General features: G+C 41.7%; 26 protein-coding genes and 1 pseudogene. 14 read left to right on the forward strand and 13 right to left on the reverse strand.

Annotated features, from left to right (window positions below):
* Nucleotides 1-38: 38 nt before the first annotated feature.
* Nucleotides 39-1004, forward strand: a complete 966-nt coding sequence (locus IHV11_RS15310; protein WP_197195391.1) for an aldo/keto reductase — start codon at nt 39-41, stop codon at nt 1002-1004.
* Between the two features lie 78 nt (nt 1005-1082).
* Here IHV11_RS15310 and IHV11_RS15315 read toward each other — a convergent pair whose 3' ends face one another.
* Nucleotides 1083-1454 (reverse strand): VOC family protein, encoded by a 372-nt coding sequence (locus IHV11_RS15315; protein ID WP_197195392.1) that lies wholly within the window; start codon nt 1452-1454, stop codon nt 1083-1085.
* Nucleotides 1455-1779: 325 nt separating this feature from the next.
* Between IHV11_RS15315 and IHV11_RS15320 the strand changes: the two genes are divergently transcribed.
* The 3 genes from IHV11_RS15320 to IHV11_RS15330 all read left to right on the forward strand — a co-directional run bounded on the left by IHV11_RS15320 (nt 1780) and on the right by IHV11_RS15330 (nt 6191).
* On the forward strand, nt 1780-3441 hold the full coding sequence (locus IHV11_RS15320; RefSeq protein WP_231619620.1) for a PTS transporter subunit IIBC: 1662 nt from the start codon (nt 1780-1782) through the stop codon (nt 3439-3441).
* A 3-nt stretch (nt 3442-3444) separates the two neighbouring features.
* Nucleotides 3445-4236, forward strand: a complete 792-nt coding sequence (locus tag IHV11_RS15325) for an endonuclease/exonuclease/phosphatase family protein (RefSeq protein WP_197195394.1) — start codon at nt 3445-3447, stop codon at nt 4234-4236.
* 290 nt (nt 4237-4526) lie between these two features.
* Nucleotides 4527-6191: a glycoside hydrolase family 13 protein gene (locus tag IHV11_RS15330; RefSeq protein ID WP_197195395.1), complete on the forward strand. Its 1665-nt coding sequence runs from the start codon at nt 4527-4529 to the stop codon at nt 6189-6191.
* 41 nt (nt 6192-6232) lie between these two features.
* Here the strand turns inward: IHV11_RS15330 and IHV11_RS15335 are convergent, their stop codons facing one another.
* On the reverse strand, nt 6233-6547 hold the full coding sequence (locus IHV11_RS15335) for a hypothetical protein (RefSeq protein WP_197195396.1): 315 nt from the start codon (nt 6545-6547) through the stop codon (nt 6233-6235).
* Between the two features lie 122 nt (nt 6548-6669).
* On the opposite strand from IHV11_RS15335, the gene IHV11_RS15340 reads away from it, so the two are divergent.
* Complete coding sequence (locus tag IHV11_RS15340) at nt 6670-7653, forward strand: nuclease-related domain-containing protein (protein WP_197195397.1); 984 nt, start codon at nt 6670-6672, stop codon at nt 7651-7653.
* A 168-nt stretch (nt 7654-7821) separates the two neighbouring features.
* Here the strand turns inward: IHV11_RS15340 and IHV11_RS15345 are convergent, their stop codons facing one another.
* From IHV11_RS15345 to proC, 3 genes and pseudogenes are all read right to left on the reverse strand, one after another.
* Entirely contained in the window at nt 7822-8913 is a 1092-nt protein-coding gene (locus IHV11_RS15345; protein WP_197132913.1) for a fatty acid desaturase family protein, read from the reverse strand.
* A gap of 214 nt (nt 8914-9127) precedes the next feature.
* A pseudogene (locus tag IHV11_RS15350) lies at nt 9128-10198 on the reverse strand (DEAD/DEAH box helicase); the annotation flags it as partial.
* On the reverse strand, nt 10199-11008 hold the full coding sequence (proC, locus tag IHV11_RS15355; protein ID WP_197190261.1) for a pyrroline-5-carboxylate reductase: 810 nt from the start codon (nt 11006-11008) through the stop codon (nt 10199-10201).
* A gap of 113 nt (nt 11009-11121) precedes the next feature.
* Here proC and IHV11_RS15360 point away from each other — a divergent pair, with 113 nt between their 5' ends.
* The 6 genes from IHV11_RS15360 to ade all read left to right on the forward strand — a co-directional run bounded on the left by IHV11_RS15360 (nt 11122) and on the right by ade (nt 16108).
* A complete protein-coding gene (locus IHV11_RS15360) occupies nt 11122-11589 on the forward strand; it encodes a hypothetical protein (protein ID WP_197195399.1) in 468 nt (155 codons plus the stop codon).
* A 22-nt stretch (nt 11590-11611) separates the two neighbouring features.
* On the forward strand, nt 11612-13006 hold the full coding sequence (locus tag IHV11_RS15365; RefSeq protein WP_197195400.1) for a dipeptidase: 1395 nt from the start codon (nt 11612-11614) through the stop codon (nt 13004-13006).
* Between the two features lie 383 nt (nt 13007-13389).
* Nucleotides 13390-13887, forward strand: coding sequence for a hypothetical protein (locus tag IHV11_RS15370; RefSeq protein ID WP_197190264.1), 498 nt, complete (start codon nt 13390-13392; stop codon nt 13885-13887).
* Between the two features lie 11 nt (nt 13888-13898).
* Nucleotides 13899-14075 carry a hypothetical protein gene (locus IHV11_RS15375; protein WP_171005587.1) on the forward strand — a complete coding sequence of 59 codons (177 nt, stop codon included), beginning with the start codon at nt 13899-13901 and terminating at the stop codon, nt 14073-14075.
* Nucleotides 14075-14269, forward strand: a complete 195-nt coding sequence (locus IHV11_RS15380) for a YwbE family protein (protein WP_066399319.1) — start codon at nt 14075-14077, stop codon at nt 14267-14269. The genes IHV11_RS15375 and IHV11_RS15380 overlap by 1 nt, the downstream gene beginning before the upstream one ends.
* A 102-nt stretch (nt 14270-14371) precedes the next feature.
* A complete protein-coding gene (ade, locus tag IHV11_RS15385; RefSeq protein ID WP_197195401.1) occupies nt 14372-16108 on the forward strand; it encodes an adenine deaminase in 1737 nt (578 codons plus the stop codon).
* 3 nt (nt 16109-16111) lie between these two features.
* On the opposite strand, the gene IHV11_RS15390 is transcribed toward ade, so the two are convergent.
* The 5 genes from IHV11_RS15390 to IHV11_RS15410 form a co-directional block, all read right to left on the reverse strand.
* The gene (locus IHV11_RS15390; protein ID WP_197195402.1) at nt 16112-16741 is read right to left on the reverse strand and encodes a response regulator; all 630 of its coding nucleotides are present in this window, start codon (nt 16739-16741) and stop codon (nt 16112-16114) included.
* Complete coding sequence (locus tag IHV11_RS15395; protein ID WP_197195403.1) at nt 16716-17777, reverse strand: sensor histidine kinase; 1062 nt, start codon at nt 17775-17777, stop codon at nt 16716-16718. The genes IHV11_RS15390 and IHV11_RS15395 overlap by 26 nt, the downstream gene beginning before the upstream one ends.
* Nucleotides 17774-18505: a cell wall-active antibiotics response protein LiaF gene (liaF, locus tag IHV11_RS15400; RefSeq protein ID WP_197195404.1), complete on the reverse strand. Its 732-nt coding sequence runs from the start codon at nt 18503-18505 to the stop codon at nt 17774-17776. The genes IHV11_RS15395 and liaF overlap by 4 nt, the downstream gene beginning before the upstream one ends.
* An 87-nt stretch (nt 18506-18592) precedes the next feature.
* Nucleotides 18593-19237 (reverse strand): PspA/IM30 family protein, encoded by a 645-nt coding sequence (locus IHV11_RS15405; RefSeq protein WP_231618385.1) that lies wholly within the window; start codon nt 19235-19237, stop codon nt 18593-18595.
* A gap of 29 nt (nt 19238-19266) precedes the next feature.
* On the reverse strand, nt 19267-19614 hold the full coding sequence (locus IHV11_RS15410; RefSeq protein WP_197195405.1) for a flagellar basal body rod protein: 348 nt from the start codon (nt 19612-19614) through the stop codon (nt 19267-19269).
* A 265-nt stretch (nt 19615-19879) separates the two neighbouring features.
* On the opposite strand from IHV11_RS15410, the gene IHV11_RS15415 reads away from it, so the two are divergent.
* The gene (locus IHV11_RS15415) at nt 19880-20560 is read left to right on the forward strand and encodes a carbonate dehydratase (protein WP_197132887.1); all 681 of its coding nucleotides are present in this window, start codon (nt 19880-19882) and stop codon (nt 20558-20560) included.
* A 105-nt stretch (nt 20561-20665) separates the two neighbouring features.
* On the opposite strand, the gene IHV11_RS15420 is transcribed toward IHV11_RS15415, so the two are convergent.
* Nucleotides 20666-21136, reverse strand: coding sequence for an NUDIX hydrolase (locus tag IHV11_RS15420; RefSeq protein ID WP_197195406.1), 471 nt, complete (start codon nt 21134-21136; stop codon nt 20666-20668).
* A gap of 118 nt (nt 21137-21254) precedes the next feature.
* On the opposite strand from IHV11_RS15420, the gene IHV11_RS15425 reads away from it, so the two are divergent.
* Nucleotides 21255-21731: a glutathione peroxidase gene (locus IHV11_RS15425; RefSeq protein WP_197195407.1), complete on the forward strand. Its 477-nt coding sequence runs from the start codon at nt 21255-21257 to the stop codon at nt 21729-21731.
* 47 nt (nt 21732-21778) lie between these two features.
* On the opposite strand, the gene IHV11_RS15430 is transcribed toward IHV11_RS15425, so the two are convergent.
* Together IHV11_RS15430 and IHV11_RS15435 are read right to left on the reverse strand one after the other, a co-directional pair.
* Nucleotides 21779-23158, reverse strand: a complete 1380-nt coding sequence (locus IHV11_RS15430; protein WP_231620347.1) for a YjiH family protein — start codon at nt 23156-23158, stop codon at nt 21779-21781.
* A gap of 140 nt (nt 23159-23298) precedes the next feature.
* Complete coding sequence (locus tag IHV11_RS15435) at nt 23299-23991, reverse strand: pseudouridine synthase (protein WP_197195408.1); 693 nt, start codon at nt 23989-23991, stop codon at nt 23299-23301.
* Nucleotides 23992-24240: 249 nt separating this feature from the next.
* On the opposite strand from IHV11_RS15435, the gene IHV11_RS15440 reads away from it, so the two are divergent.
* Nucleotides 24241-25392 (forward strand): GNAT family N-acetyltransferase, encoded by a 1152-nt coding sequence (locus IHV11_RS15440; RefSeq protein WP_197195409.1) that lies wholly within the window; start codon nt 24241-24243, stop codon nt 25390-25392.
* Nucleotides 25393-25457: the final 65 nt, after the last annotated feature.

Below are 25457 nucleotides of genomic sequence, written 5' to 3' on the forward strand. Positions count from 1 at the left end.
TGTTATAATTTGGATATTTAGAGAGGAGGTTGTAACGCATGGGAATTAGTGAGGTTTCAAGAATAGCCATCGGCACACATCTAGGGAAAATGAATGAAGAAGACTCACTTCTCTATCAGGCATCGATTGAATTTGCGCTTTTAAATGGAATTAACTTTGTTGATACTGCACTTAATTATCGAGGGATGCTCTCTGAACGCGATGTTGGAAGCGTTTTTGCAAAACTTATTCAAAAGGAAAAGCAAATCAATAGAAAGGATGTTTTTTTGTCTACGAAAGCTGGTATCATACCTGGTGATATAGACGCTCAACTTCGTCCTGATCATTACCTGCAGAAAGTTTTATTAAAAAAAAAAATTCTTCAGCTTTCTGATCTACAGATCATTGAACATCACAAACACGTTATGGAGCCTTCTTTTTATGAATTTGCTATCCTGCAAAGTTTAAAACACATGCATATTGATTACATAGACGTCCATTACATTCATAATCCTGAAGTCTCTTTGATGGTTTTAGGGGAAGAAGTCTTTTATCAAAAACTTAAAAACTTGTTTTCGTTTTATGAACAGCAAGTGGAGAAAGGTCTGATTCGCTATTACGGTTTAGCGGTTTGGTCAGCTTTTACAGAGTCTCCTGGCACATCTGGTTACATCTCTCTGGAGAAAGTGATCAATGTTGCCCAATCAGTTGCAGGAAACTCACACCATCTGGGCTTTATCCAAGCTCCGTTCAACCAATCGAATCAGAGAGCTGCAAACGATGAGAACCAGCAAATCAGCGGTAAATGGAGAACACTATTTCAAGCTGCAGAAGAGTTACGCGTTCACGTCACAACAAGTGCCCCTTTAGATTGTGGAAGACTTGCTAATCATCAATACAAGAATGTAGATGAGTTGATGTCTATGGTTTTAAATACACCGGGTATCTTGTCCACGATGATCGGTATGCGAAAGGTAGACACGGTAAAAAAGAATTTGAGATGCTTAAACAAAGTTGGCTCGTAATAACGAGTCAACTTTGTTTATATGATTTTTCTGTAACAACTGTTAAACAAATTGCAACACAGTCATCTTATTGTAATCCTACCAGTGTACTTGAAACTTATTGCCATTTGGATCATAAAAGTGAAAAAATGCATGACCATTATCTTCTTTGATATCCTCGACCTTAACTTGATTATCAATTAAGTGTTGATGAAATTTTGATAATTCGGGACTCGTAAAGCCAATGCTAAATTCTTGTTCATTATTAATTGTAAAATGAGCAAATGTTTCATCTTCGGTAGGAACTAAGATAAGTAAGAAAGGTCCTTCATTTACTTTTATAATTGCCAGTTCCTCTGTACTATTTAATAACTGGAGCCCTAATACATCTCTATACCATTGTGCTGATCGTTCTAAATCTTTTACAGGAATTCTAATATAATGTACTTGTTCAATAAACGAATTACTCATATCCTTCTCTCCTTGCTTCGTTTTTTCTATATACCTCATTCTTCCAATTTTCGAATTAACCTGCCACTTTGCTCAATTTTATAAAGAATAAATTACTCTATGCTATCTTACGAAAAGCCTTATAAACCACCTGGAAAAACTTTTTTACTTACTTTTTAAGAAATATTACTTGTAAATGAAACCGTTTTATTTTACAATCACTAATGCAAACGATTGCACCAACATGCATATACAAATATGTAAGCGATTCAACTTTTTTTCGCAATCTACTGAATGCGATTTCAAAAAGACAACGAAAGATATATACTTTAAGGAGGAAATCGTTTTGAAACAACGTGGAAAACTCATTTCATTTGATTTCTGGCAAAAGCTAGGTAAAGCGCTTCTTGTAGTAGTAGCGGTTATGCCGGCTGCCGGTTTGATGATATCACTAGGTAAAGTTATTGCTATGTTCGGTGGCGACATGACATTAGTGCAAACGATTGCTCGTGTTATGGAAGACATCGGATGGGCGATTATTACAAATCTGCATATCTTATTTGCGGTAGCTATCGGGGGATCTTGGGCGAAGGAACGTGCTGGCGGTGCATTCGCAGCCGTAATTGCGTTCATCTTGATCAACCGTATTACAGGAGCAATCTTCGGCGTGAACAGCGCGATGATGCTTGAAGAAGGTGCGAAAGTAAAATCACTATTTGGCAGCGAGCTCGTTGTTGGTGATTATTTCACTTCAATCCTTGGCGCTCCAGCACTAAACATGGGAGTATTCGTCGGAATCATTTCCGGTTTCCTAGGTGCTGTTCTATTTAACAAGTACTACAACTACAACAAGCTTCCAAATGCATTAGCATTCTTTAACGGAAAACGTTTTGTTCCATTCGCTGTTATTTTATGGTCTGTGGTTACAGCTTTACTACTAGCATTAATTTGGCCGTTTATCCAATCACTTCTGAATGACTTTGGAAAATGGATCGCAACATCTCGTAACACGGCTCCAGTTATCGCGCCATTCGTTTTCGGTACACTAGAGCGACTATTGTTACCATTTGGTCTTCACCACATGTTAACGGTGCCGATCAACTATACGGAGCTCGGTGGAACGTATCAAATCATGACTGGTTCAGGAGCAGGATCTTCTGTAGCTGGACAAGATCCACTATGGTTGGCTTGGATCAACGATCTTAACAACTTCTTAGCTGCTGGAGATACAAAAGCGTATCAAGCACTTTTAAATGATGTAGTACCAGCTCGTTTTAAAATGGGACAAGTTGTTCTTTCAACGGCATCTCTTGTAGCGATCGCTCTTGCGATGTACATGAACGTTGATAAAGACAAGCGCAAAAAGTACAAGTCTATGTTCTTATCTGCAGCACTCGCTGTATTCTTAACAGGTGTAACGGAGCCTATCGAATTCATGTTCATGTTTGCTGCTCCACTTCTTTATGTTGTGTACGCGATCACGACTGGACTTGCGTTCGCGGTAGCGGATCTTATCCACGTACGTGTTCACGCATTCGGTTTTATCGAATTGTTAACTCGTACACCATTGCTTGTAAAAGCAGGATTAACACGTGATTTAATCAACTTTGCTCTAACGTGTATCGTATTCTTTGGATTAAACTTCTCGATCTTCTATGTATTGATCAAAAAGTTCAACCTGCCTACTCCAGGTCGTGCAGGTAACTATATCGAAACAACAGAAAGTGATGCTGCACCTGCTAAAAACGAAGCAGCAACAGGCTCAGACAACTCTCAAGCTTCCGCGATCATCACGCTTTTAGGTGGAGCTGACAACATTGAAGACGTTGACGCTTGTATGACTCGCCTTCGTGTAACGGTTAAAGACACAACGGGTGTTGGTACGGAAAAAGAATGGAAAGAAAACGGCGCACTTGGTCTGATCATCAAAGATAAAGGTGTTCAAGCGATTTACGGACCAAAAGCTGACGTATTAAAATCTGATATTCAAGATCGTTTGGGGATGTAATTCATGAAGCTATTAACGTTAAACGTTCATGCTTGGCAAGAAGAGAACCAGATGGAAAAATTAGAGATGCTTGCTCGTGATATCGCGAGTGAGCGTTATGATGTTATCGCGCTTCAAGAGGTTATGCAGTCGATCGACGCTCCTCTTGTAAAAGACAACATCAAAAAAGATAATTATGCCCTTGTTCTTTTAGAGCTAGTGAGAAAACTTGGCGTTGAAGATTATGACTTTGTATGGGACATGGCCCACTATGGCTATGTAACGTACGAAGAAGGTTTGGCAATCATAAGCCGCCACCCGATTACGTCTCATGAAAGCTTTTTTGTTTCCGATCTGCAGGATATGCACAATTGGAAAACACGCAAAATCGTAAAAGCCACGATCTCTTATGAAGGACAAGATATTCAATTCTTCTCCGGGCACTTCGGCTGGTGGGAAGATGACATCGAACCGTTCAAAGGTCAGTTCGATCGTTTGATGCAGTACATTCCTGAAGAAGGTCTTTCTTTTATCATGGGTGACTTAAACAACGATGCGAACGTTTGTGGCGAAGGCTTTGATTATGTAAAAGAAAAAGGTCTTTACGACACGTACGAACTTGCTTCAGAAAAAGATGACGGCCTCACAATCATCGGATCTATTGCCGGTTGGGACGATAACGAAGCTGGACGCCGGATCGATTATATCTTAAGCAGCAAGCCTGTTGACGTGCTTCAATCATCCGTGCGTTTTAACGGTAAAGAAACACCGGTGGTCTCCGATCATGCAGGTGTTGCAGTTACGATAAAGATTTAAAGAATTCGCTTTTTATGGTTTTGTTTCTTAATCAGCTTCTTAGATAAGTTGATTGCAGTGGAAGGTGCGAGACTCCTGCGGGACAGGCGGGCAGGTGAGACACTTATAAGTGAAACGTCCGAATGTGGCTCACCGCCTGCCCCGCGGAAAGCGAAGCACCTGAAACGGAGATCAACTCCCTCAACAGCAACGAGGAGTACGGAAAACATTTAAATCTAAACAAACCATGGGGAGCCGTTTATGCGGTATCCCCTGGCGTGTTGTTAAAGAGAAAACATGGAGGTAACATTATGGAAAAAGTTTGGTGGAAAGAAGCCGTTGGCTATCAAATTTACCCTCGCAGCTTCCAAGATTCTAATGGAGACGGAATCGGCGATCTAAAAGGGATCATTCAACGCTTAGATTATATTAAAGACCTTGGCATCGACGTGATCTGGATCTGCCCGATGTACAAGTCGCCAAATGATGATAACGGATATGACATTTCTGATTATCAAGATATCATGGATGACTTTGGAACGATGGAAGACTTCGATCTCCTTATGAAGGAAGTTCATAAGCGTGATATGAAGCTGATCATCGACCTTGTTCTTAACCATACGAGTGACGAGCACCAATGGTTCATCGAGTCTCGTTCATCTAAAGACAATCCGAAGCGCGATTGGTACATTTGGAGAGACGGTAAAGATGGGAAAGAGCCAAACAACTGGGAAAGTATTTTCTCCGGATCAGCTTGGCAATATGATGAAAAAACAGATCAATACTACCTCCATGTTTTCTCAACCAAACAGCCAGATGTGAACTGGGAAAACCCTGAAGTTCGTGAAGCTCTTTATGACACGGTCAACTGGTGGTTGGATAAAGGAATCGATGGTTTCCGTATCGATGCGATTAGTCACATTAAAAAGCGTGATGGCTTCCCTGATATGCCGAACCCGAAAAACGAAAAGTACGTGTCTTCCTTTGACATGCATATGAACCAAAAAGGAATTCACACGTTCCTTCAAGAGTTCAAAGACCGCACATATGCGAACTATGATGTCATGACGGTTGGTGAAGCGAACGGCGTTAAGATTAATGAAGCGGACCTTTGGGTAGGAAAAGAAAACGGAAAGATGGACATGATCTTCCAATTCGAACACCTAGGCCTTTGGGATGCAGAAACAAATCCAGAAGTGGATATCGTTGAACTGAAAAAAGTGTTAACACGCTGGCAAAAAGGTCTTGAAAAAGAAGGCTGGAACGCACTGTTCATCGAAAATCATGACAAACCTCGCGTTGTTTCCACTTGGGGTAATGATGATGAGTTTTGGTATGAAAGTGCAACGAGCTTCGGTGCGATGTACTTCTTGATGCAAGGAACGCCGTTCATCTACCAAGGACAAGAGATTGGAATGACGAACGTACAGTTTGACTCGATCGAAGACTATGACGATGTCGCTGACAAAAACCGTTACCGCATCAAGCGCGAAGAAGGCGTCTCGCACGAAGATATCATGTCTGTGATCTGGGCATCGTCTCGTGACAACAGCCGTACTCCGATGCAATGGAACAGCGATGAAAACGCTGGATTCACAACCGGAACACCTTGGATGAAAGTAAATCCAAATTTTGCAGAGATCAACGTCGAGAAACAAGAACAAGACGAGCATTCGATCTTAAGTTTTTATAAGAAAATGATCGCTTTAAAGAAAAAGAACGAAGTCTTCACGTACGGTGTGTATGATCTGATCCTTGAAGAAGATGAGCAGATTTATGCATATACACGTACACTTGGAGAGGAAAAGGTCGTTGTGATCACAAACCTTTCTAAGACTGAAGCGAAGTTCGAAACGGCTTTGAAATTGAACGCTAATGATCTATTGTTAGCGAACAAAGAAGTTGTACCTCATGAGGATGTATCAAGCGTAACATTAAAACCTTATGAAGCGCGCGTATATCGCGTGAAAGCTTAACAAACAAAAGCGTGCTATCCGATTAGGGAGAGCACGCTTTTTTAATGTGATAACCTTTTTTCAAACCGTATAAAGGAATACAGTCGCAGAAGTACAATCAACGTACCCACGATTGTTAAAACAGGCGATAAATTCGTGATTAACGGTAACCACGCTAAAACAAACGCAACAAGCGCTGTTAAATTTCCTGAAAATCCATTGATCGGCTGAGTTCCTACAAGCCCCGCCCCTCTTAAGGAATTTTCATAACACGATCTATGATACGGTCGCAACTTAAAAAAGGCCCATACGGTACGCAGCTCTTCCCTATCTTTAATCGGCATCAAACAGCTATCACAGTTTAGTTCTTTTTTCATCATTTCTTCTCCTTCAGCAGCAAATCACTCACCCTCTATTCTACCAATCCTTCGATCAACCCTATAGCGTTTTAAAGGATATTTTGTGTGATAAGAAGAATTTTAAAGTGAGGAGTGATGCTATGATAAAAAAGGTAAGGTTGCAGCCCATCTATATGAACAAGCTTCAGCTCTTGATGAACCGTTTAGAAGATGATCTTGTTAAACAGAATCTTGAATTAGAAATCGGCAAGATGACGGCCGGTTTTCGCGGTGAAGACTCTATCAACTATTTTTTGAACATGCTTCCGAACCAGAAAGAATGCCACGTTCTGCACGACCTTCGAATTCCCCATGAATCTACTTTTTTCCAAATCGACACGCTCATTCTTAATCCTACGTACATGCTTATTATTGAAGTGAAGAACATCTCCGGAAACCTTTTCTTCGATCATACCTTCAATCAACTAATACGCACAAAAAACGGTATAGAAGAACCCTTTCAAGATCCTATCGCACAAGTTGAACGCCAAAAATACCAGCTTGAGCATTGGCTGAGTAAGAACAAATTCCCTTCCGTTCCGATCGAGGCTCTCGTGGTTATGACTCATTCTCAATCTGTCTTGAAAACGAACGATGAGTCTAGCCGCATATCGAAAAAAGTGATTCATAGCGTCCAACTGCTAGACCGGATCCGTCAACTTCAACGAAAGTATAAACAGCATGTGATTGTTGCTGGAGATGTAATGAACAAGGTCACGCGGCGATTGATCAAGGAACACACCCCACGGGATGTCGATGTAATGGAGCGGTATAAAATTAGCAAAGAGATGATTATTAAAGGGGTGCAGTGTGAGGGGTGTTTGGGTTTCGGGATGAAAAAAGGCTATCGAACCTGGAATTGTCCGCATTGTTCACATTCTAGCAGGAATCCTCACATAAGAGCGCTTAAAGACTACTCTCTTTTCATCCAAACTACGATAACCAACCAGCAAGCACGTGATTTTCTGAAGCTTTCTTCTATTTCGGTAGCATCCAAGCTCTTAGTATCTATGAAATTGCCTTATACAGGTGCAACAAGAGGGAGAACATATGATTTATGCTCCCTAAATGACATTCAGGAATAGAAATCTGTCCGATTGAGATGGGAATCTGTCCAATCTTGAGTATAATCTGTCCAATTCGAGCAATAATCTGTCCAATCTTGCATATAATCTGTCCAATTCAGCAATTAATCTGTCCAATCTCAAAAGTCACCGCACCAAGCTTCCACACCAAACAAAAAAACACCCAAATTAATGGATGCTTTTCGATGTGCGGCTCACTGGTTTTCGTTCCCGCTTCTTCTCTTCCACAGTTTCCGTCTCATTCATCCCATGCCCAAGTGAAGGATACAGGTTACCAGGTGCTGGATCAACAAACTGAGTCTGATTGAAGTACACGTGCGGTGTCTTCCATAGTGCAACAAGTGCTTTCCAGTGCGGCATCTCGTGATAGCGCTCTGGCCACATCTCTTTGATATGCTTTTTTACGAGCGGGTAATATTTTGGACTCATACCAGGGAACAAATGATGCTCCGTATGGTAAGAGAAGTTAAAATGAATCACGTCGATCCATTTTGGAACAGTAACCGTTAAGCTGTTCGCTAACGGATCGTTCACGTCTGTCATTGGGTTCAAGCGGTGATTGGTTGAAATATAGCTCATTACAATTGCGTTTGCGATCAATAACGGTAGCAACACCGCAAAGAACCATTTAACGGGTCCTAGCCACGCCAACAATCCTAGCCACATCGCCCACGGCAATAGCAGTTGAATCCACACAGAAGGTCGTTTACTTGGTTTGAACTCTGTAATAAACCGTTTGAACATGAAAAGTCCATGCAGCGTAAACGAAACAGACAAGAAAGCAAAGCTTACGATCGAACGCATCCACATCGGTAGCTTGTACACTTTTTGTAGCAATGGTTTGTGAGACAAGTTCTCTAGCGTCGGCCACGCATCAGGGTCTTTCCCATCATGCTGTGTATGAACGTGATGAGTCGTATTGTGCCACTTGCGCCAGAGCTTAGGTCCAACACTTAATGGCCAGAAAGCAACTGCTCCTAAAAAGTCACGAAGCCATGGCTTTCGGATAACGGTGCCGTGCAGGATCTCATGGCCTAAGAAGCCCATTCCCGCAAAACACGTTCCTAATATAACGGCGATTCCAATCCCTAACCAAGGGTGTAAATTATTTAATAACCCGATAACTAAAATACCGGCGATTACGATCAATAGATAGACTAGTCCTCCCCATAACCGGGATGGTACTGGCTTAAAGGCTTCTTTCGGCAGCTTTGGAGCGATCTTTGCTGCATACCAGCCAAACGATTGTAAATCTTTCATTTGCTCAACTCCTCTAATCTGACTCTTTCGAATTCTCGTACAATACAATCGTAACAAGGTTTGTTTTATGAAGCAACTATTTTTGTTACCTGGTAATAATAGTTGGTATTATATACCCACAAAAAAAGGAGCCATCCAAAAGGATAGCCCACTTTCTAAAGATATAATCTTACATATATTCAAGTTTTAAAACATTCAACTTTTGATCTGTCTCTCGCTCGATAATCTGCAGCAAACGACGGTCTTTTTGCGCAACGAACGTAACCGCAAGTCCTTTTCCACCAGCACGCCCCGTTCTTCCAATTCGATGAATGTAGCTTTCGGCATCGAGCGCGATGTCATAATTAAAAACGTGCGTGACTCCATCAACATCAAGTCCGCGTGCCGCCACATCCGTTGCCACAAGGTATTGAATCTCCCCTTCACGGAAACGTCGCATCACGTCTTCTCTCTTCGCTTGAGAAAGATCGCCATGCAGTTCATCAGAATTGTATCCCATATTTTGCAGAGCTTCGTTCAACTTGCTTGCTCTTCTTTTCGTTCGGCAAAAAATGATCGCTAGATAAGGACGTAACAGTCTGATTGTTTGAACGAGGTCATTCTGCTTCCCTCGATCTGTTGTTTCCACGATTCGCTGCCGGATTTCCTTTAATGTAATCTGTTTCGTTTTCACATGGATATCTTGAGGATCGTTTGTATACGTTTCAGCTAGCTTTTTCACTTCATCAGGCATCGTCGCTGAAAAAAGTAACGTTTGACGATCCTCAGGCACCTCGTACATGATGTCTTCAATGTCATCTAAAAATCCGATATGAAGCATCTGATCCGCTTCATCTAACACGAACGTTGAAACATGAGATAAGTCGATCGTTTCTCGGCGAATATGATCGAGCAGTCTTCCAGGTGTTGCGACAACCACATGAACCTTGCTCTCTAGCTTATGCATCTGAGCGATCACGTCCTGCCCACCGTAAACAGCGAGCACGTTAATCTCACCGAGAGCTTCTGTAAGTTTACGTACTTCTGCAGTGATCTGAATGGCAAGCTCGCGCGTCGGGGCAACGATCAACCCTTGAACCGCATCCCGTTCAGCATCAACTTTTTGCAGAAGAGGAAGCACGAAAGCAAGCGTCTTCCCCGTCCCCGTTTGAGCTTGTCCCACAACATCTTTACCTTCTAAGATGATAGGAATCGTTTCCTTTTGAATAGGCGTAGGTTCACCGATTCCGTTTTGAAGCAAAATATCTATAAATTCATCATGAATACCTAATTCCTTAAAGCCCATCTATTTTTTCCCCAATTTCTTTACTTTTTCTGTGCAGCTTTCCATCGCGGCTAATACTGCACCACGAAAGCGTTCTTGCTCGAGTGTTGCGACCGCCGCAATCGTTGCTCCACCTGGAGACGTTACTTGATCTTTTAACTCGCCAGGATGCTTTCCTGTTTCAAGCACCATCTGTGCCGCTCCTAAAACCGCTTGTGCCGCTAAACGATAGGATTGATCGCGTGACAAGCCTTGTACCACGCCTCCGTCTGCCATCGCTTCAATCATCATGTACACGTAAGCCGGTGAAGAGCCGCTGATCGCAGGAATCGCATCCATCTGAGATTCTACGATCACCTCTACTTTACCGAAGCTCCCCAATAACTTCTCTACCGTCTGCAATTCCTGATCCGTTATCTCATCATTAACAGAAACAGCCGTCATACCCGCTCCGACAAGTGATGGCGTGTTCGGCATCGTTCGTACCACTTTCACTTGTTTGCCAAAAGCGTGCTCCACGTCTTCCGTTGTAATCCCAGCTGCAATCGTTACGATGATCGCATCAGATTTTACAAATTCCTTTACCTCTTTAATCACTTCAAAATAAGAATATGGCGCTACCGCAAGAAACAGCACGTCAGCTCCTTTTGCAACGTCACTATTAGAAGAAAACGTGTGAATACCATATTGTTTCTCGACATACAGTCTTGTCTTTTCCGTTCGCATGCTCGCAATGATCTGATCAGGACTGATCAAACCTGAACTGATCATACCTCCTGCCATCGCCTGCGCCATCTTTCCAAACCCGATAAAACCTATTTTTTTCTCCATACTCTATGCACTTCTTTCTATCTTTTATAAAGGGAAATGTTCATTTATACAGAATACTCATACCGATAGCTTTACCTTTAGTAAACCACAAATACATAAGGTGTGTGAAATGGATGGAGAAGTTAACTCTCAAAGAATGGCATCGGAAACAGGCTGTAGATACTTTCAACAAAACGTGGGACTTGATCGAAAAGAAAGACCGCACGAAGGAAGATGCCTTAGAAATGATACATACCGCCCACGCCTCGCGCTTTCATTGGGGACAAATCGGAGAACCTCTCCATTTTGCTCGTGGAGAATGGCAGCTATCAAGAGTGTATGCCATTCTAAACATGAGCGAGTCAGCAATGTTCCACGGGAAACAATCTCTTGAACTCTGTTTAGAACACAACATAACCGATTTTGACCTTGCTTTCGCTTATGAGGCTGTTGCTCGTGCTTATTCAGTAAAAAATGATGAAAGAAGTATGCAAGAATATTACGATCTTGCACAGCGCGCTGGTCAACAGATACTGAAAAAAGAAGATAAAGAATATTTCATTTCCGAGCTGAACTCCATTAAACTAAGAAGTAGAGCATAACGTACATAAGGAGGATTTTGATATGACTGAAAAAATCGTAAACTATTTAAAAGAAAACCGTGATACGCATTTAAAAGAATTAACAGACTGGCTTGCTGTTCCAAGTGTAAGTGCACTGCCTGAGCACAAAGAAGATGTTCGAAAAGGGGCAGAATGGATTGCAGATAGCCTGACGAATGCCGGAATGGATAACGTAAAAATCTATGAAACAGACGGACACCCTGTTGTTTATGGAGACTGGTTAAAAGCAGAAGGCAAACCGACCGTACTCGTCTATGGCCATTACGATGTACAACCTGTTGATCCGATCGAGCTATGGGAATCTCCTCCTTATGAAGCTACCATCCGCGATAACAAACTGTACGCGCGCGGAGCTTCAGACGACAAAGGTCAAACGTTCATGCACGTAAAAGTACTACAGGCCATACTAAAATCAGAAGGTACGCTGCCTCTTAACTTTAAATTCTGTATTGAAGGTGAAGAAGAGATCGGCAGTCCAAGTCTTCCAAAGTTCATTGAGGAAAATAAAGACTTACTAGCAGCAGACGTTATCGTCATTTCAGATACGGGCATGCTAGACCGCGGAAAGCCAGCAATCTGTTATGGACTTCGTGGCATGTGTGCAATGCAAGTAGATGTGACGGGACCAAATAGTGATCTGCATTCCGGTCTATATGGCGGAGCTGTTCAGAATCCGCTGCACGCGATTACCGAGCTTCTTCAATCATTCCGCGATGAGAACGGCCGTATTTTAGTAGATGGCTTTTATGATAATGTCCAAGAACTAACAGAAGAAGAAAGAGAAGCGTTCCGTGCTCTTCCTCTAACAGAAGAAGCACTTAAAGATCAGCTTGGTGTGACAGAGCTTACAGGTGAAGAAGGATACTCTCACATTGAACGTACATGGGCACGCCCAACATTAGAGTTAAACGGCGTATGGGGAGGCTTCCAAGGTGAAGGCATCAAGACCGTTATCCCTGCAAAAGCACACGCAAAGATCAGCTGCCGACTCGTGCCAAACCAAGAGCCGGATGAAATCATCGAAAAAGTAAAAGCGCACATTGAAAAGCATAAGCCTGCCGGCATTGATGTGAAGGTTACTCTGTTTGATAAAGGAGCTCCATACGTAACGCCGTTCGATCACCCAGCCATCCAAGCGGCGGCACGTTCTTATGAAAAAGTGTACGGTGTACCAACAGCGTTCACACGTGGCGGCGGATCGATTCCAATCGTAGCAACGTTCGATCAAATGCTAAATATCCCAGTCGTATTAATGGGCTTCGGACTATCAACAGAAAACTTCCATGCACCAAACGAGCACTTCCATCTCGAAAACTTCGACAAAGGCATGGAAACACTAGCAGACTATTGGTTCGAACTCGAAAAATCCATCCAAAAAGAAACAACAACACGCTAAAGCAGAAGAAGCTGACAGGAAAGTTACTTAGGTAACCTCAACTGTCAGCTTTTCTTTAAATATTTTTTATGTTGTATGAATGGATTAGTCTCTGAAAAAGCCCTGAAATCCTTTGACACCATAGCAAGTTGATTGGAGTGTAGGGTGCGAGACTCCTGCGGGACAAGCGGTCAGGTGAGACCCTTAGGGCGCAAAGCGGCAAGGGGCTCACCGCCTGCCCCGCGGAAAGCGAAGCACCCGAAACGGAGATCAACTACTTACAAAACAACCTGTTTATCCATATAACCATTTTTCCCCTAACAGTTTCCCCTGAGACCTTTTCGTTTTCACCTCTCAGTGTGATATAATCAACCAATCACAACAAAGAAACGGAGAGTATAAACATGCTTTCATTTGAAGATAAAATTGCTTTAATCGAAGAAAACTTCCCAGAGCTCGACATGCACGAGGTATCCCTTGGCCGCTTAAACTTCCACTTCGAGGAAAGTGTACAAGACAAGAAAATCGTCGTGTACCACCTTCACCCGAACGGAAACGGCTTCGTTTATGGCGGACACCTGCCACAAAGCGTAAAAAACGACAAAGGCTATGTGAACATCCGTGACTACGAAGCAGAAGAACTAATCGCTCTTATCCAAGAATCCATGGAGTTTCTATCGAAAAAACATGGTTGGCAGCAGCCAAAGAAAGATCGTTCTGATGAAGAAGAAGAGCGTAAAGAAGAACACTGGTACAGCCACAGCCACGAGGAAATTCGCCTCGTTGGAGAAGATGGCATGTGGTTCATCTTTGATGAAGATGATGCACTAGAAGCTGCATTTGAAACATATGCAGAAGCAGAAGGTTATTTAAAAGAAGCAGATTTTAAAAAGAAAAAATAGAGGTGACGAAGATGGCTGAGGAGAAAAAGAAGTTAAGCTTTCAAGAAATCGCGAAGCAGCGCTTAGCTGAGAAGAAAGCACAGCAATCAGGCGGATCATTCAGCAAGGGGCCTGTGAAAGTGGCGAACCAGCTTAAAAACCAACAAACCAAAAAAGCAAACAACCAGGCACGGAGAACGGGTGTTTAATGCATCGTAAGCGAGCAAATATCACCCCTGGTCTTCCTGTGAACGTAATCTTAAAAGCAGACCAGCGTTCTGGCAAGAAAACTAAAGGTATTGTAAAAGATATCTTAACGAACTCACCTACACATCCACACGGCATTAAAGTACGCCTTGAAGACGGTCAAGTGGGACGAGTCATTGACATTTTGAATGCATAACACAAAAAACGGTCACCTCCTCGGGACCGTTTTTTCTTTACATGGAATACATTGGATATCCGTATACTAGTTGGTAGATTTTTCTTAAAAGGAGATCACTTCATGAACATAGATGCTCTAAAAAAACGAATTGATGTTAGTACAAAAAGAATCCCAGCGGATGTTGTAATAAAAAACGGAAAAATCATTGATGTGTTTAATCTTCGAGTTATGGAAGGCGATGTTGCGATCGTTGATGGGTATATTGCCGGTATTGGGGAGTACGAAGGACTTGAAATCATTGATGCAACGGGCAAATTTATATCCCCTGCCTTCATTGACGGCCATGTTCACATCGAGTCATCTATGGTGACGCCGGCAGAGTTCAGCAAAGTGTTGCTCGCCCATGGCGTTACAACGGTCATAACGGATCCTCATGAGATTGGGAACGTTTCTGGAGCTGAAGGGATCGCTTTTATGCTGGATCAGTCTGAAGGGCTTCCTCTGGACGTACGAGTGATGCTTCCTTCATCAGTTCCTGCAACTCCTTTTGAGAATGCAGGTGCTGTCTTAAAAGCATCTGACCTAGAACCCTTTTTAGCTCATCCACGTGTCCTCGGTTTAGCTGAAGTGATGGATTTTCCTGCTGTTTTTAGAGGGGATGAGGATATGCTTCAAAAAATCGTTGCTACAGCTGATCAAAACGGAATGATCGATGGCCACGCTGCAGGATTAGACGCTAATGGCATCAACGTCTATCGTTCCTCACTGATCACGACGGACCACGAATGTACAACAAAGGATGAAGCACTGGATCGGATTTCTCGAGGGATGTACGTGTTAATACGTGAGGGATCTGTAGCCAAAAATTTAAGAGCGCTCATAAAAGCTGTAACACCGAAAAACGCGCGTCGCTTTTTATTTTGTACCGATGATAAGCACCTGGATGATTTGGTAGCAGAAGGAAGCGTAGATCATAACGTACGGCTCGCAATTCAAGAAGGTATGGATGCTTTGCAAGCGATTCAACTCGCAACCTTGAACGCAGCTGAATGTTACGGTTTAAAAGAAAAAGGTGCTATCGCTCCAAGTTACAAAGCAGACTTTCTTTTGCTTGATGATTTGCAATCCATTTCCATATCCGATGTTTTTGTAGGAGGAAAATTGGTTGCTAAGGGTGGAAAGTTTGTTGGGTCATGGTCTCAAAGTTCACAGCCTCCAGCCGCTTTGACACAGACAGTAAACATGACGAAGATAGATTCAGAAAAGCTTTCTATTCCTATAACCGATGATAAGCCCATCCATGTGATTGAAATCATACCGAACCAGATTGTTACCAAGAAGAAAATTCTTGCGGCAACGGCAGAAAACGGAGAATTTATACCCTCTGTCACGAACGATTTATTAAAAATGGCTGTGATCGAACGTCACAATAAGACTGAAAACATAGGCCTAGGCGTGGTAAAAGGCCTTCTTATCCAAAACGGTGCGATTGCTTCAACTGTTGCGCATGATTCACATAATCTAGTTGTTGCCGGAACGAATGACGAGGATATGTTGGTCGCGATCGAAGCGATACGCGAGATGCAAGGCGGCTATGTAATCGTGAAAAACGGAGCAGTGCTCGCATCTGTCCCGCTTCCGATCTCAGGGTTGATGTCAGACAGACCATTTACAGAAGTCAATCAACAGATTGTTAATCTTAAAGAAAAGTTAAAGGAGATCGGATTTCACGGAGGTTTTGATCCGTTCCTGACCCTATCCTTCTTAACTCTTCCGGTTATTCCAGAGATAAAGCTTACAGATCTTGGTCTCTTTGATTTCAAAACCTTTCAGCATATCTCTGTACAGGCAGAGTAACTGTTACACAAGCGAATGGTTGAAGGCATAGATAACAGCTTGAGTTCGGTCTTGTACATCCAGCTTGCTTAAAATATTACTCACATGTACTTTCACTGTTTTTAAAGCGATGAACAGATCATCTGCAATTTCTTGATTGGTCTTTCCTTTCGTCATCAATAAAAGAATCTCCATCTCGCGCGCAGTCAGCTCTTCATGTGGCTCGCGCGTTTGTTTTTTACGCATCTTGCTCATCATCTTCCCTGTTACTTCCGGTTCAAGGACAGATTTTCCGTGATACGTGTCGCGAACAGCTTGAGCGATATCACTCGCTTTTGACGTTTTTAACATATAACTGGACGCACCCGCCTCTAGTGCAGGATATACTTTCTCGTCATCAAGAAAACTTGTTACGACAATGATTTTTGCTTCTGGCCATGCCGTTGTTATCTCTCTCGTTGCTTCAATTCCGTCCATCTCATCCATAACAAGATCCATTAAGATGATATCCGGTTTCAGCGCTAGTGCCTTCTCAATCGCTACTTTTCCGTTCTCTGCTTCATCCGTTACTTCGATATCAGGCTGCGCAGAAAGGTAAGCCGAAACTCCGATACGCACCATCTCATGATCATCCACTAATAATACTTTGATCATTGCTGTCATCTCCCGCTTTTAAAATAGGTACTTTAACTTCAAGTCGCGTTCCTTCGCCTGGTAAACTCACAATCTTCAATGTTCCCCCAATCTCTGCTGCCCGTTCATGCATGTTCTGCAGACCGTATGAACCTGTTTTTTCCTGATCCATCTTAAAGCCCACACCATCATCTTCAATGCGAAGGATAATCAGATCATCTCTTTGGACCAGTAAGATTTGAGCTTTATTGGCCTGTGCGTGCCTTAAGATGTTAGACACCGATTCTTGAAGAATACGAAACAGGTGATCTTCGACTCCTTTAGCAAGAGGAATCGTTTCAATCTTCCATTTCAGTTCGATCGGTACTTTTTGTAGAAGCTCTTGTAAAAGCTCCTCCATCCCTTTCTGCAATGATTTTCCGTTTAATGCAGCAGGACGAAGGTGCAGTAGAAGTGCTCTCATCTCAAGCTGTGTCTGATGGATCGTTTCTTCAACAAGTTTTAACTGTTTGGTTTCACGAGTGTCTTCTTCTCTGCGCGTTTCATTTACAGCAGACATGATCATACTAGCAGCAAAAAGTTGCTGCGAAACAGAGTCATGAAGTTCCCTCGCCAAACGGTTTCTTTCTTGGGAAATAATCTCCTGTATTCGCTTCTCTTGATCGACCGCTTTTTCGGTAGCCATCTTTTGGGACTGACGAATCTTTTCCCCTAGCTGCTTTTGAATGCCTTCCATCCGCTTCGCTATCGTTCGCAACTCAAGACTGCTCACTTCTTTCATGTCTACTTGCCTACCGTCTTCAATTGATTTCAGTGTACGATTGATGGAGTTTAATTGTTTACGAGACGTGATGCCCGAATTCAAACCAAAGAACGCACCCATGATGAACACTAAAAAAGGCAAGACGAAAGCAACAGGGATATCAAGCAAGTGTTTCTGTAATAAAAAATCCCAGTTTTCGATCGGAAATATCGTGTAAACGATCGACCCTAGCACGATCGCTACAGCAAATGCAGCTACTATACCGGAGAACATATGGCGTAAAACAGTACTCATACCCGTTTCACCTCCAGACTTCCGGCAAACATACTTGTCACGATTTTAATTTTTTTATTCGCCTCTCCATACCCTTTCGTTCGATAAAAGAGCGTCTGGTTGAAAAGCTTAGATTCACTTCGGTCAAAAATCCTTGAATTCCCCATAATCATAGAATGGCTGACAGCGGCCTCCATCTCATAAGGAACATAGATCGTTATATTTCCGATCGTACCGCGAACCAGAATAACCGATTCCCCATCAGGTAAAATCGTTTGATTCAAGTCAATGATCGTATCACCAGGACCACACTGGATGTTAATATCGTTCCATTCATACACATGCTCTGGTGTTTGTTGCGTGCCTAAAAGGATGTTTTTTAATAGCGTTTCTTTTTTGTATACATCATCTTGTGTCATAGTCGGAACCTGTTCGAACTGAGGCGTAACGAAAACAGGATTTTGTTTAGATTGATAAAATTCATAAATCACATAAATAACGAATGCTACTAGTAAGAGCTTAAAGGTGAACATGCTTAATACGTTCATGACAGCGATGAAAACACCGAGCCAGAACATAATTTTACCGGAGCGCCTCGGCATTCGTTTTCGTCCAAAAAACAGGAGTGCAGCACTAAACAAGAGAGAAAATAAGATTCCTCCTCCGTTTAAGGTAGCTTCTAATAACACCAAAACAAGCGCTAGTAAAAGCCCCCAACTTATGAAATCACTTCTTTTCCGATTCAGCATCTGCACTCACTCACTTTCTGTCATAAACGAGGTAAAAGGCGCAGCAATTTGCGCCTTGTCTCTTATTTTATCGTATCACATACTGCCTTAAACGGTAGTAGATGATTCTTCCTTTTTCCAATCTTTTTCAAGTTTCGCTAGCTTCGCTTCCATCGAGCTTGCATGATAATCAGCGTTTACTTTCTGCTCAAGACGATCCATATAGCTTTCAAGCTCATCAAAACGGAATGCCGATTTTTTTATGGAGTGAGACGGATCGATCACACGGTCCATCTTTTGGTGAGCGCGTGCTACATTTTCACGACCCATCAATTCCATACGTTTGATCTGCATATCTTTGAGCTTATGTTTCATCTGCTCATATTTTTGCTCAAGCTCTACAAGATCTTTTTCTGCTTGCAGCGTAGATTCTTTTAAGTGGGCTGCTCGTAGCGCATGCTGTTCTTTTTCTTGAAGTGCGAACTGATACAACTCTTGTTCGTTCGCTTGTTGAGCGATTTCAGCCTGATGAGCACGCTTCGCTGCTTTTGCCTCTGCTTCTTCCATCTCTCGTACGAACTGGTCTTTTAACAGCTGCTGACGCTCGACTAACTTACGTGCTTTATTGACTTCTAACTCACATTGTCTTAAATATTGGTTCAGAAGAGATAACGGATTTTTTTCCTCTTTTTGATCTAAAAGCTCATGTACATCTGCCGAGATTGAGTTTTTGATGCGTTCGAATAAATTCATAATGATTCGCTCCTTTTTAGCGTTTGTTTTTAGCTATTTTTAAGTTTTGCCCATTCTCTTTCAAAATTGGTAAAAGGGTCATTACTGTCGTTCTCTTCTACCGATGCTGATTGATTCCATTTCTTATAAACCACGTAGAGAACATAGATCGCGACAGCACCTAATATGGCAGGCAGATTGCTAACGGATACACAAAGTCCTACGACCGATAGAGCACCCCACCAAAATTTCTTTCCTCCACTGTGCGCAGCCATCGCTTTCTTAAAGGCGTAATACATGACTGCCAGACCGATCCCAAGACCAACCATCGGACCTAGATTTGCGATCAAAACGATTGCTGCAATTCCTCCAACTACAAGCAAGCCTAATTTTTTCATTTTGGCTTCCTCCTTTCGTATCTTTAGCTTACCTCCCTCAGCATTTTCTCAAAACTGGCCATAGCTGTATCTTTAGATAAGCCTCAAGGCGTAGTGGGGTCTGACCCCACACAAATACAAACACCCCACTTTGTACAAGTGGGGTGGACATAGACTATTATTTGCGCGGTAATATCACATAGGACGAGTACAGTTGATTAGACGGGTTTCCACTTCTTTCTTCTCTGCATACGCTGAGAAGATAAAATGTAAGGGGTGGGTAGTTTTGAAACATAATGATTGTGGAGATGGCTTTCAACCGTTTGTTAGCCCTAATCCTAAGACGACATTTAATCCAATTCAGATCGCACCAACCATTGATCAAAGTTCATTTTTAAGTCCATTTACGAGCGTAATCGGTGATGTAAGAATACAAGAGAACGTATATGTCGCACCACTCGTGAGTATTCGGGCAGATGAAGGAACGCCATTTTATATCGGCTCTAATACCAACCTTCAGGATGGCGTCATTCTTCATGGATTAACGAATCAATTCGTCAGAGTTGATGGCAGAAAGTATTCCATCTACATCGACAATGAAGTCTCTGTCGCACACGGCGCTCTCGTTCACGGGCCTTGTTTTATCGGAGAAAAAGTATTCGTAGGCTTTAAGGCGATCGTTTATAACGCTACTGTGGAGAAAGGGAGCTTTATTTCCTACAATGCCGTAGTGACGAACGGAGTGCGTATTCGAAAGAATCGTTTTGTCCCACCTGGAGCTTATATCGATTCTCAAAAGAAAGCTGACGCGCTCTCCCGCGTACCAACGGATGTAAAAGAGTTTGCACGCGGCGTACAGGTAGTCAATCAAGAGTTCCCTGCTGCTTATCATCTCTTATTCGGTGATTGTCGTTGCTCTTGTGGATTGGCTTACAACAATAACAGCAGTGAAGAAGAATCTGATTAAACAGGCTTAAAAAAAGGTAAGCAGCAAAACGGTTAAACACTCGTTAACCTCGCTACTTACCTTTTTTCTTCATTAACGCTTCTGTTAAGAACGCATACCAACTCGTTATGATTGGTCTACTAAGAAATAATCCGGCTCAAATGAACCTTCTATCAGCTTTTCTTTCACCACTTGGGGATGCAGCACATACTCATTCAAATCCTCTAATGATACCCATTTAAAAACAAGCCGATCTGCTTCTAACACGGTAAATTCTTCACCATCATGAAGTGGCAACGGGTTTTCATCTGTGATCTTAAAATATAATCCAACCTCGTGTATCTCTTTTTCTGCATATGTAAAAAAGTTTTCAACTGTCCATATGAAACCATCAACCGTCACGTTCAAATCCAGTTCTTCTTTCATCTCTCGCTTTAAGCTCATCTTGGCATCTTCTCCGAGCTTCACCCGTCCACCCGGCAATGACCAGTTTGTCTCCGTTTTTGCTCGATGCATGAGGACTCGACCTTCTTTAATCATTACCGCACCTACACGATAATTAAAAACCTGATGTTCCACATGAAACACTGCGTCCATTTTATCTTCCTCCTTTTAAGTTAACTCCTTATTTTACCACTTCGAGCATTTTCAGTGAAAGCCGTTCCATTTACCGTTAAACTAAATAAAAAATACAAAAAATAAGGAGCTTGAGAAAATGTCTGTATACGATTTTTCAGTTGAAACGATCAAAGGCGAGAAAACCGATCTAGACTCATACAAAGGTGATGTGCTCTTAATTGTAAATACGGCAAGTAAATGCGGTTTTACCCCTCAGTACAAAGGTCTTCAATCCATTTACGAAAGCCATAAAGAACAAGGATTATCCGTGCTTGGATTTCCATGTAACCAATTCGGAGCTCAAGAACCAGGATCCAGTGATGAGATCATGGAGTTCTGCGAGTTGAACTATGGCGTTAACTTTCCGATGTTCGCAAAAGTAGACGTAAACGGTGATGAAGCGCATCCCCTATTTAAATACTTAGCCGCCGAAGCACCAGGAATCTTAGGATCTAAAGCGATCAAATGGAACTTCACAAAATTTTTAGTAGATCGAAATGGACAAGTTGTTAAGCGTTTTGCCCCAACGGACAAGCCTGAAACGATTGAAAAACATATACAAGAGCTTCTATAACACAAAAATAGCTGCTTAGAGGAACATTCCTCTGAGCAGCTTTTCTTTTAAAACATAAGATGTGCCATTCCCACAACAATCGGAAGTGAGATGAAAGTACGTAAGAAAAAGATGATAACTAGTTCTTTAAAGTTAACAGGAATCTTAGAAGCTAATAGCAGACCGCCAACTTCAGACATATAGATCAATTGAATAACTGACATTGCCGCGATTACGAATCGAGTCAGCTCACTTTCAATACCTGCTCCAATGATAGAAGGAAGGAACATATCCGCAAATCCGATTACGATCGTCTGTGCTGCATCTGATGCATAAGGAACTTGCAGTAACTCTAAGATCGGTACAAAAGGTGCTCCAAGGTACGTGAAGAAAGGTGTGAACTCTGCGACCATCAATGCAGATGTTCCGATTGCCATTACGATCGGTACAACGCCCATCCACATATCAAGTACGTTTTGAATTCCTTCTTTCACTAACGGTGCAGCCTTTTTATTTTGATCAGCGCGTTCAACCGCCTTTTTAAGACCAAATCGAAAAGGTGTCTGACCTTCAGGAATCACTTCATCTGCCACGTTTTCTTTTGCGCCCTCATAATACGTATCAGGCTTTCTGGACAAAGGTGGGATGCGTGGGATAATAATCGCACAAACTAACCCTGCTAAAACGACCGTTAAATAATACGGAACGATCATATGAGCCAAATCTACTTGAGCAAGAACAACAATCGCGAATGTAATAGATACGACAGAAAATGTTGTACCGATTACAGCTGCCTCACGCTTCGTATAATATCCCTCTTCATACTGTTTGTTCGTTAATAGAACACCGATCGTTCCATCCCCAAGCCATGATGCTAAGCAATCGATAGAAGATCGCCCAGGCAGTTTGAAAACTGGACGCATCACCTTAACGAGCATAGCTCCACAAAGCTCTAACAAGCCGAAGTTGAATAACAAAGGTAAGAACAGTCCTGCAAATAAGAACACAGAAAACAATACAGGAATCAAATCAAAAAGCAGAAGCTGCCCTGTATTTTCGGACCATACCGCTTCCGGCCCAAGCTTGAACAACGTCATCACAGCAAAAATCAATCCTACTAAACGAATCAATTGCCATACGATATTCACATTGAACAATGTATTTAAAAACGGTTTATTTACGATTGCTTTAGGCTTAAACAAGTATGTTCCTAAAGATCCAATGACCGTAATCGCTATGATAGCCGTCATGATCTTCGGAATATGTGGACCTATTCCATCCTGCAACATCCCTGCTAAAATCGCTACAGGAATGGTAATTTCCCCATCATATGAGATAGGAATCATAAATAAAAATATTCCAACCAGTGATGGTACTATAAATTTCATTAATCGACTAGAACTTGTTTGTTTCATTTGATCATCAATCTGTTGTTTTGGTAAACCCATAATCTTATGCCTCTCTTCCTACGATGTAAAGCGCTTTCATACACTTTCCATTTCCAAGTATATGTTGATTCTACAATTTTCGCAATATTGTAAGAAATGCTAGTTTTTTTATAAAATCCTAGTGTTTCTTTCCTTTTTCACTAAATCTCTAAACCTTTTTTTAGGTCACTAAGCTCGTCATCCCTTAAGTACCGCCACTTCCCAGTTTCCAATGCATGAAGGTGTATATTCATAATGCGTATACGCTCTAATTTCTCTACTTCGTATCCTAGCGTTTTACACATACGTCGAATCTGCCTGTTTAATCCTTGGGTAAGCGTGATTCTAAAAACAAACTTGCTTACAAGCTCTGTTTTCGCAGGTATGGTTACAGCATTTAAGATGAGAACACCTTGAGCCATTTTTTGAAGAAACAATTCGGTAACAGGTTGATCGACTGTCACTTCATATTCTTTCTCATGACCATAATCAGATTGTGAAATCCGATTTGCCAGCTCTCCATCATTCGTTAATAGAATCAAACCTTGGGAGGCTTTATCTAACCTACCAACAGCAAAAACACGCTCCGACATATCGATATATTCTAGAATGTTTCCATCAATATCAGGATTTGATGTGGTCGTGACTCCAACTGGTTTGTTAAAAGCGAGGTAGATTGCTGACGCTTTTTGAGGAATTACTTTACCATCAATAAGGACAGTATCCATCTCATGTACAAAACTATCTTTATTTGCAATCTCACCATTTATAGAAATCCGGCCACTCTTCAATAGCCGATTCGTCTCTCTTCTAGAACAAAAACCCGTTAAACTTATATATTTATGAATACGCATGCTGATCCTCGCTTCAACGTTGTGATTATGCACAACAGTTTATAATTATAACTCCAAATGAATATAATTTCGATAGTTTTTATAAATATCCATTATTTTTCACTTCTATATACATACTAACATTTTTATTTACTGCGATTTATTGATGCTCTTAGTGTTAAAAACAAAGACCAAAAATTTTTTCATCGAAATTCTTTTCAACCTTCATATCTAACTTGTACTATGAAGGAGGAAAGGGAGGTCATCAAAATGGAACGTAGAGTATTGTCAGAAACAGAATTTGAAAAATCCATACAGCTTTCTCAATATGCCTTTCAGTACATCGTAAAGAAAGAGGATCTGCCAAAACGTTATGAAATGATGAAGAGACAAGAAATTTGGGGAGAGTTTGAAAACGAAGAGCTTATTTCTAAACTTCACATTCATTCTCTAGAAATCTCTATTGAAAACCAGCGCTTTTCAATGGGTGGAATTGCAGGTGTAGCTACATGGCCAGAGCATCGCAGAAAAGGGTCAGTCACCCGCCTATTACAACAAGCGCTTATTAGGATGAAAGAAAATGGCCAAAGTATCAGCTTTCTGCATCCTTTCAATATTCAATTCTATCGTCGGTTCGGCTGGGAGCTTACTGCCTCATTGAACAAATACACACTAAACAAAAGCGATCTCGTCCGTTATGAAGATGTTTCTGGAACGATTTCAAGGTTATCTGAAGAAGACGGAAACGACTTACTGAATACGGTTTATGAAGGATGGTTCCGTTCATACAATCATCTGCTTGTGCGCTCAGACTATTGGTGGAACAATCATGTGTTCACAGAAGGCTACAACCGTATCCTGTATAAGGATGAAAACGGAGTACCAAAGGGATATTTATGCTGCAAGGTAGCAGATAAATTGCTCGATGTTCAAGAGTTTATCTATGTAAACGATGATGCGCGTCGAGCTTTATGGAATTTTATCTGTCAGCATGATTCGATGGTGGACAAAGTAAAGATAGTAGCGCCATCCGATGATCAGCTTCCGTTTTTAATTAACAATCCGCGCATCAACCAAGAGCACTATCCATACTTCATGGCACGAATTGTAGATGTTGAAAACTTTTTAAAGCAATATCCTTTTAAAAACATGGAAGGTGGACTTACTCTATCTATAACGGATGAAAAAGCTGAATGGAACAACGGTACGTTCACTATCGATGAAGATGGTGTTACAAGAGATTCAAAAACGGGAGCAGAAGCATTAGTAATGGATGTACAAACGTTAGCAGCTGCTCTTTTAGGCTCACAAAAGCCCCAGTTTTTATTTTCATGCGGCAAAATCAAAGGAAAACAAGAAGACGTTGATCGTTTTGAAGAAATCATTACAAACAAGCCCGCAGCTTTCCTTGATTTCTTTTAATAGGTTACTACTAAAAGTCAGTAGCTTATAATTGTTTTTTCTCATCTTTTGCAAGTTGATTGTAG

It is taken from the genome of Fictibacillus sp. 26RED30, assembly GCF_015903845.1.
GTDB lineage: Bacteria > Bacillota > Bacilli > Bacillales > Fictibacillaceae > Fictibacillus > Fictibacillus phosphorivorans.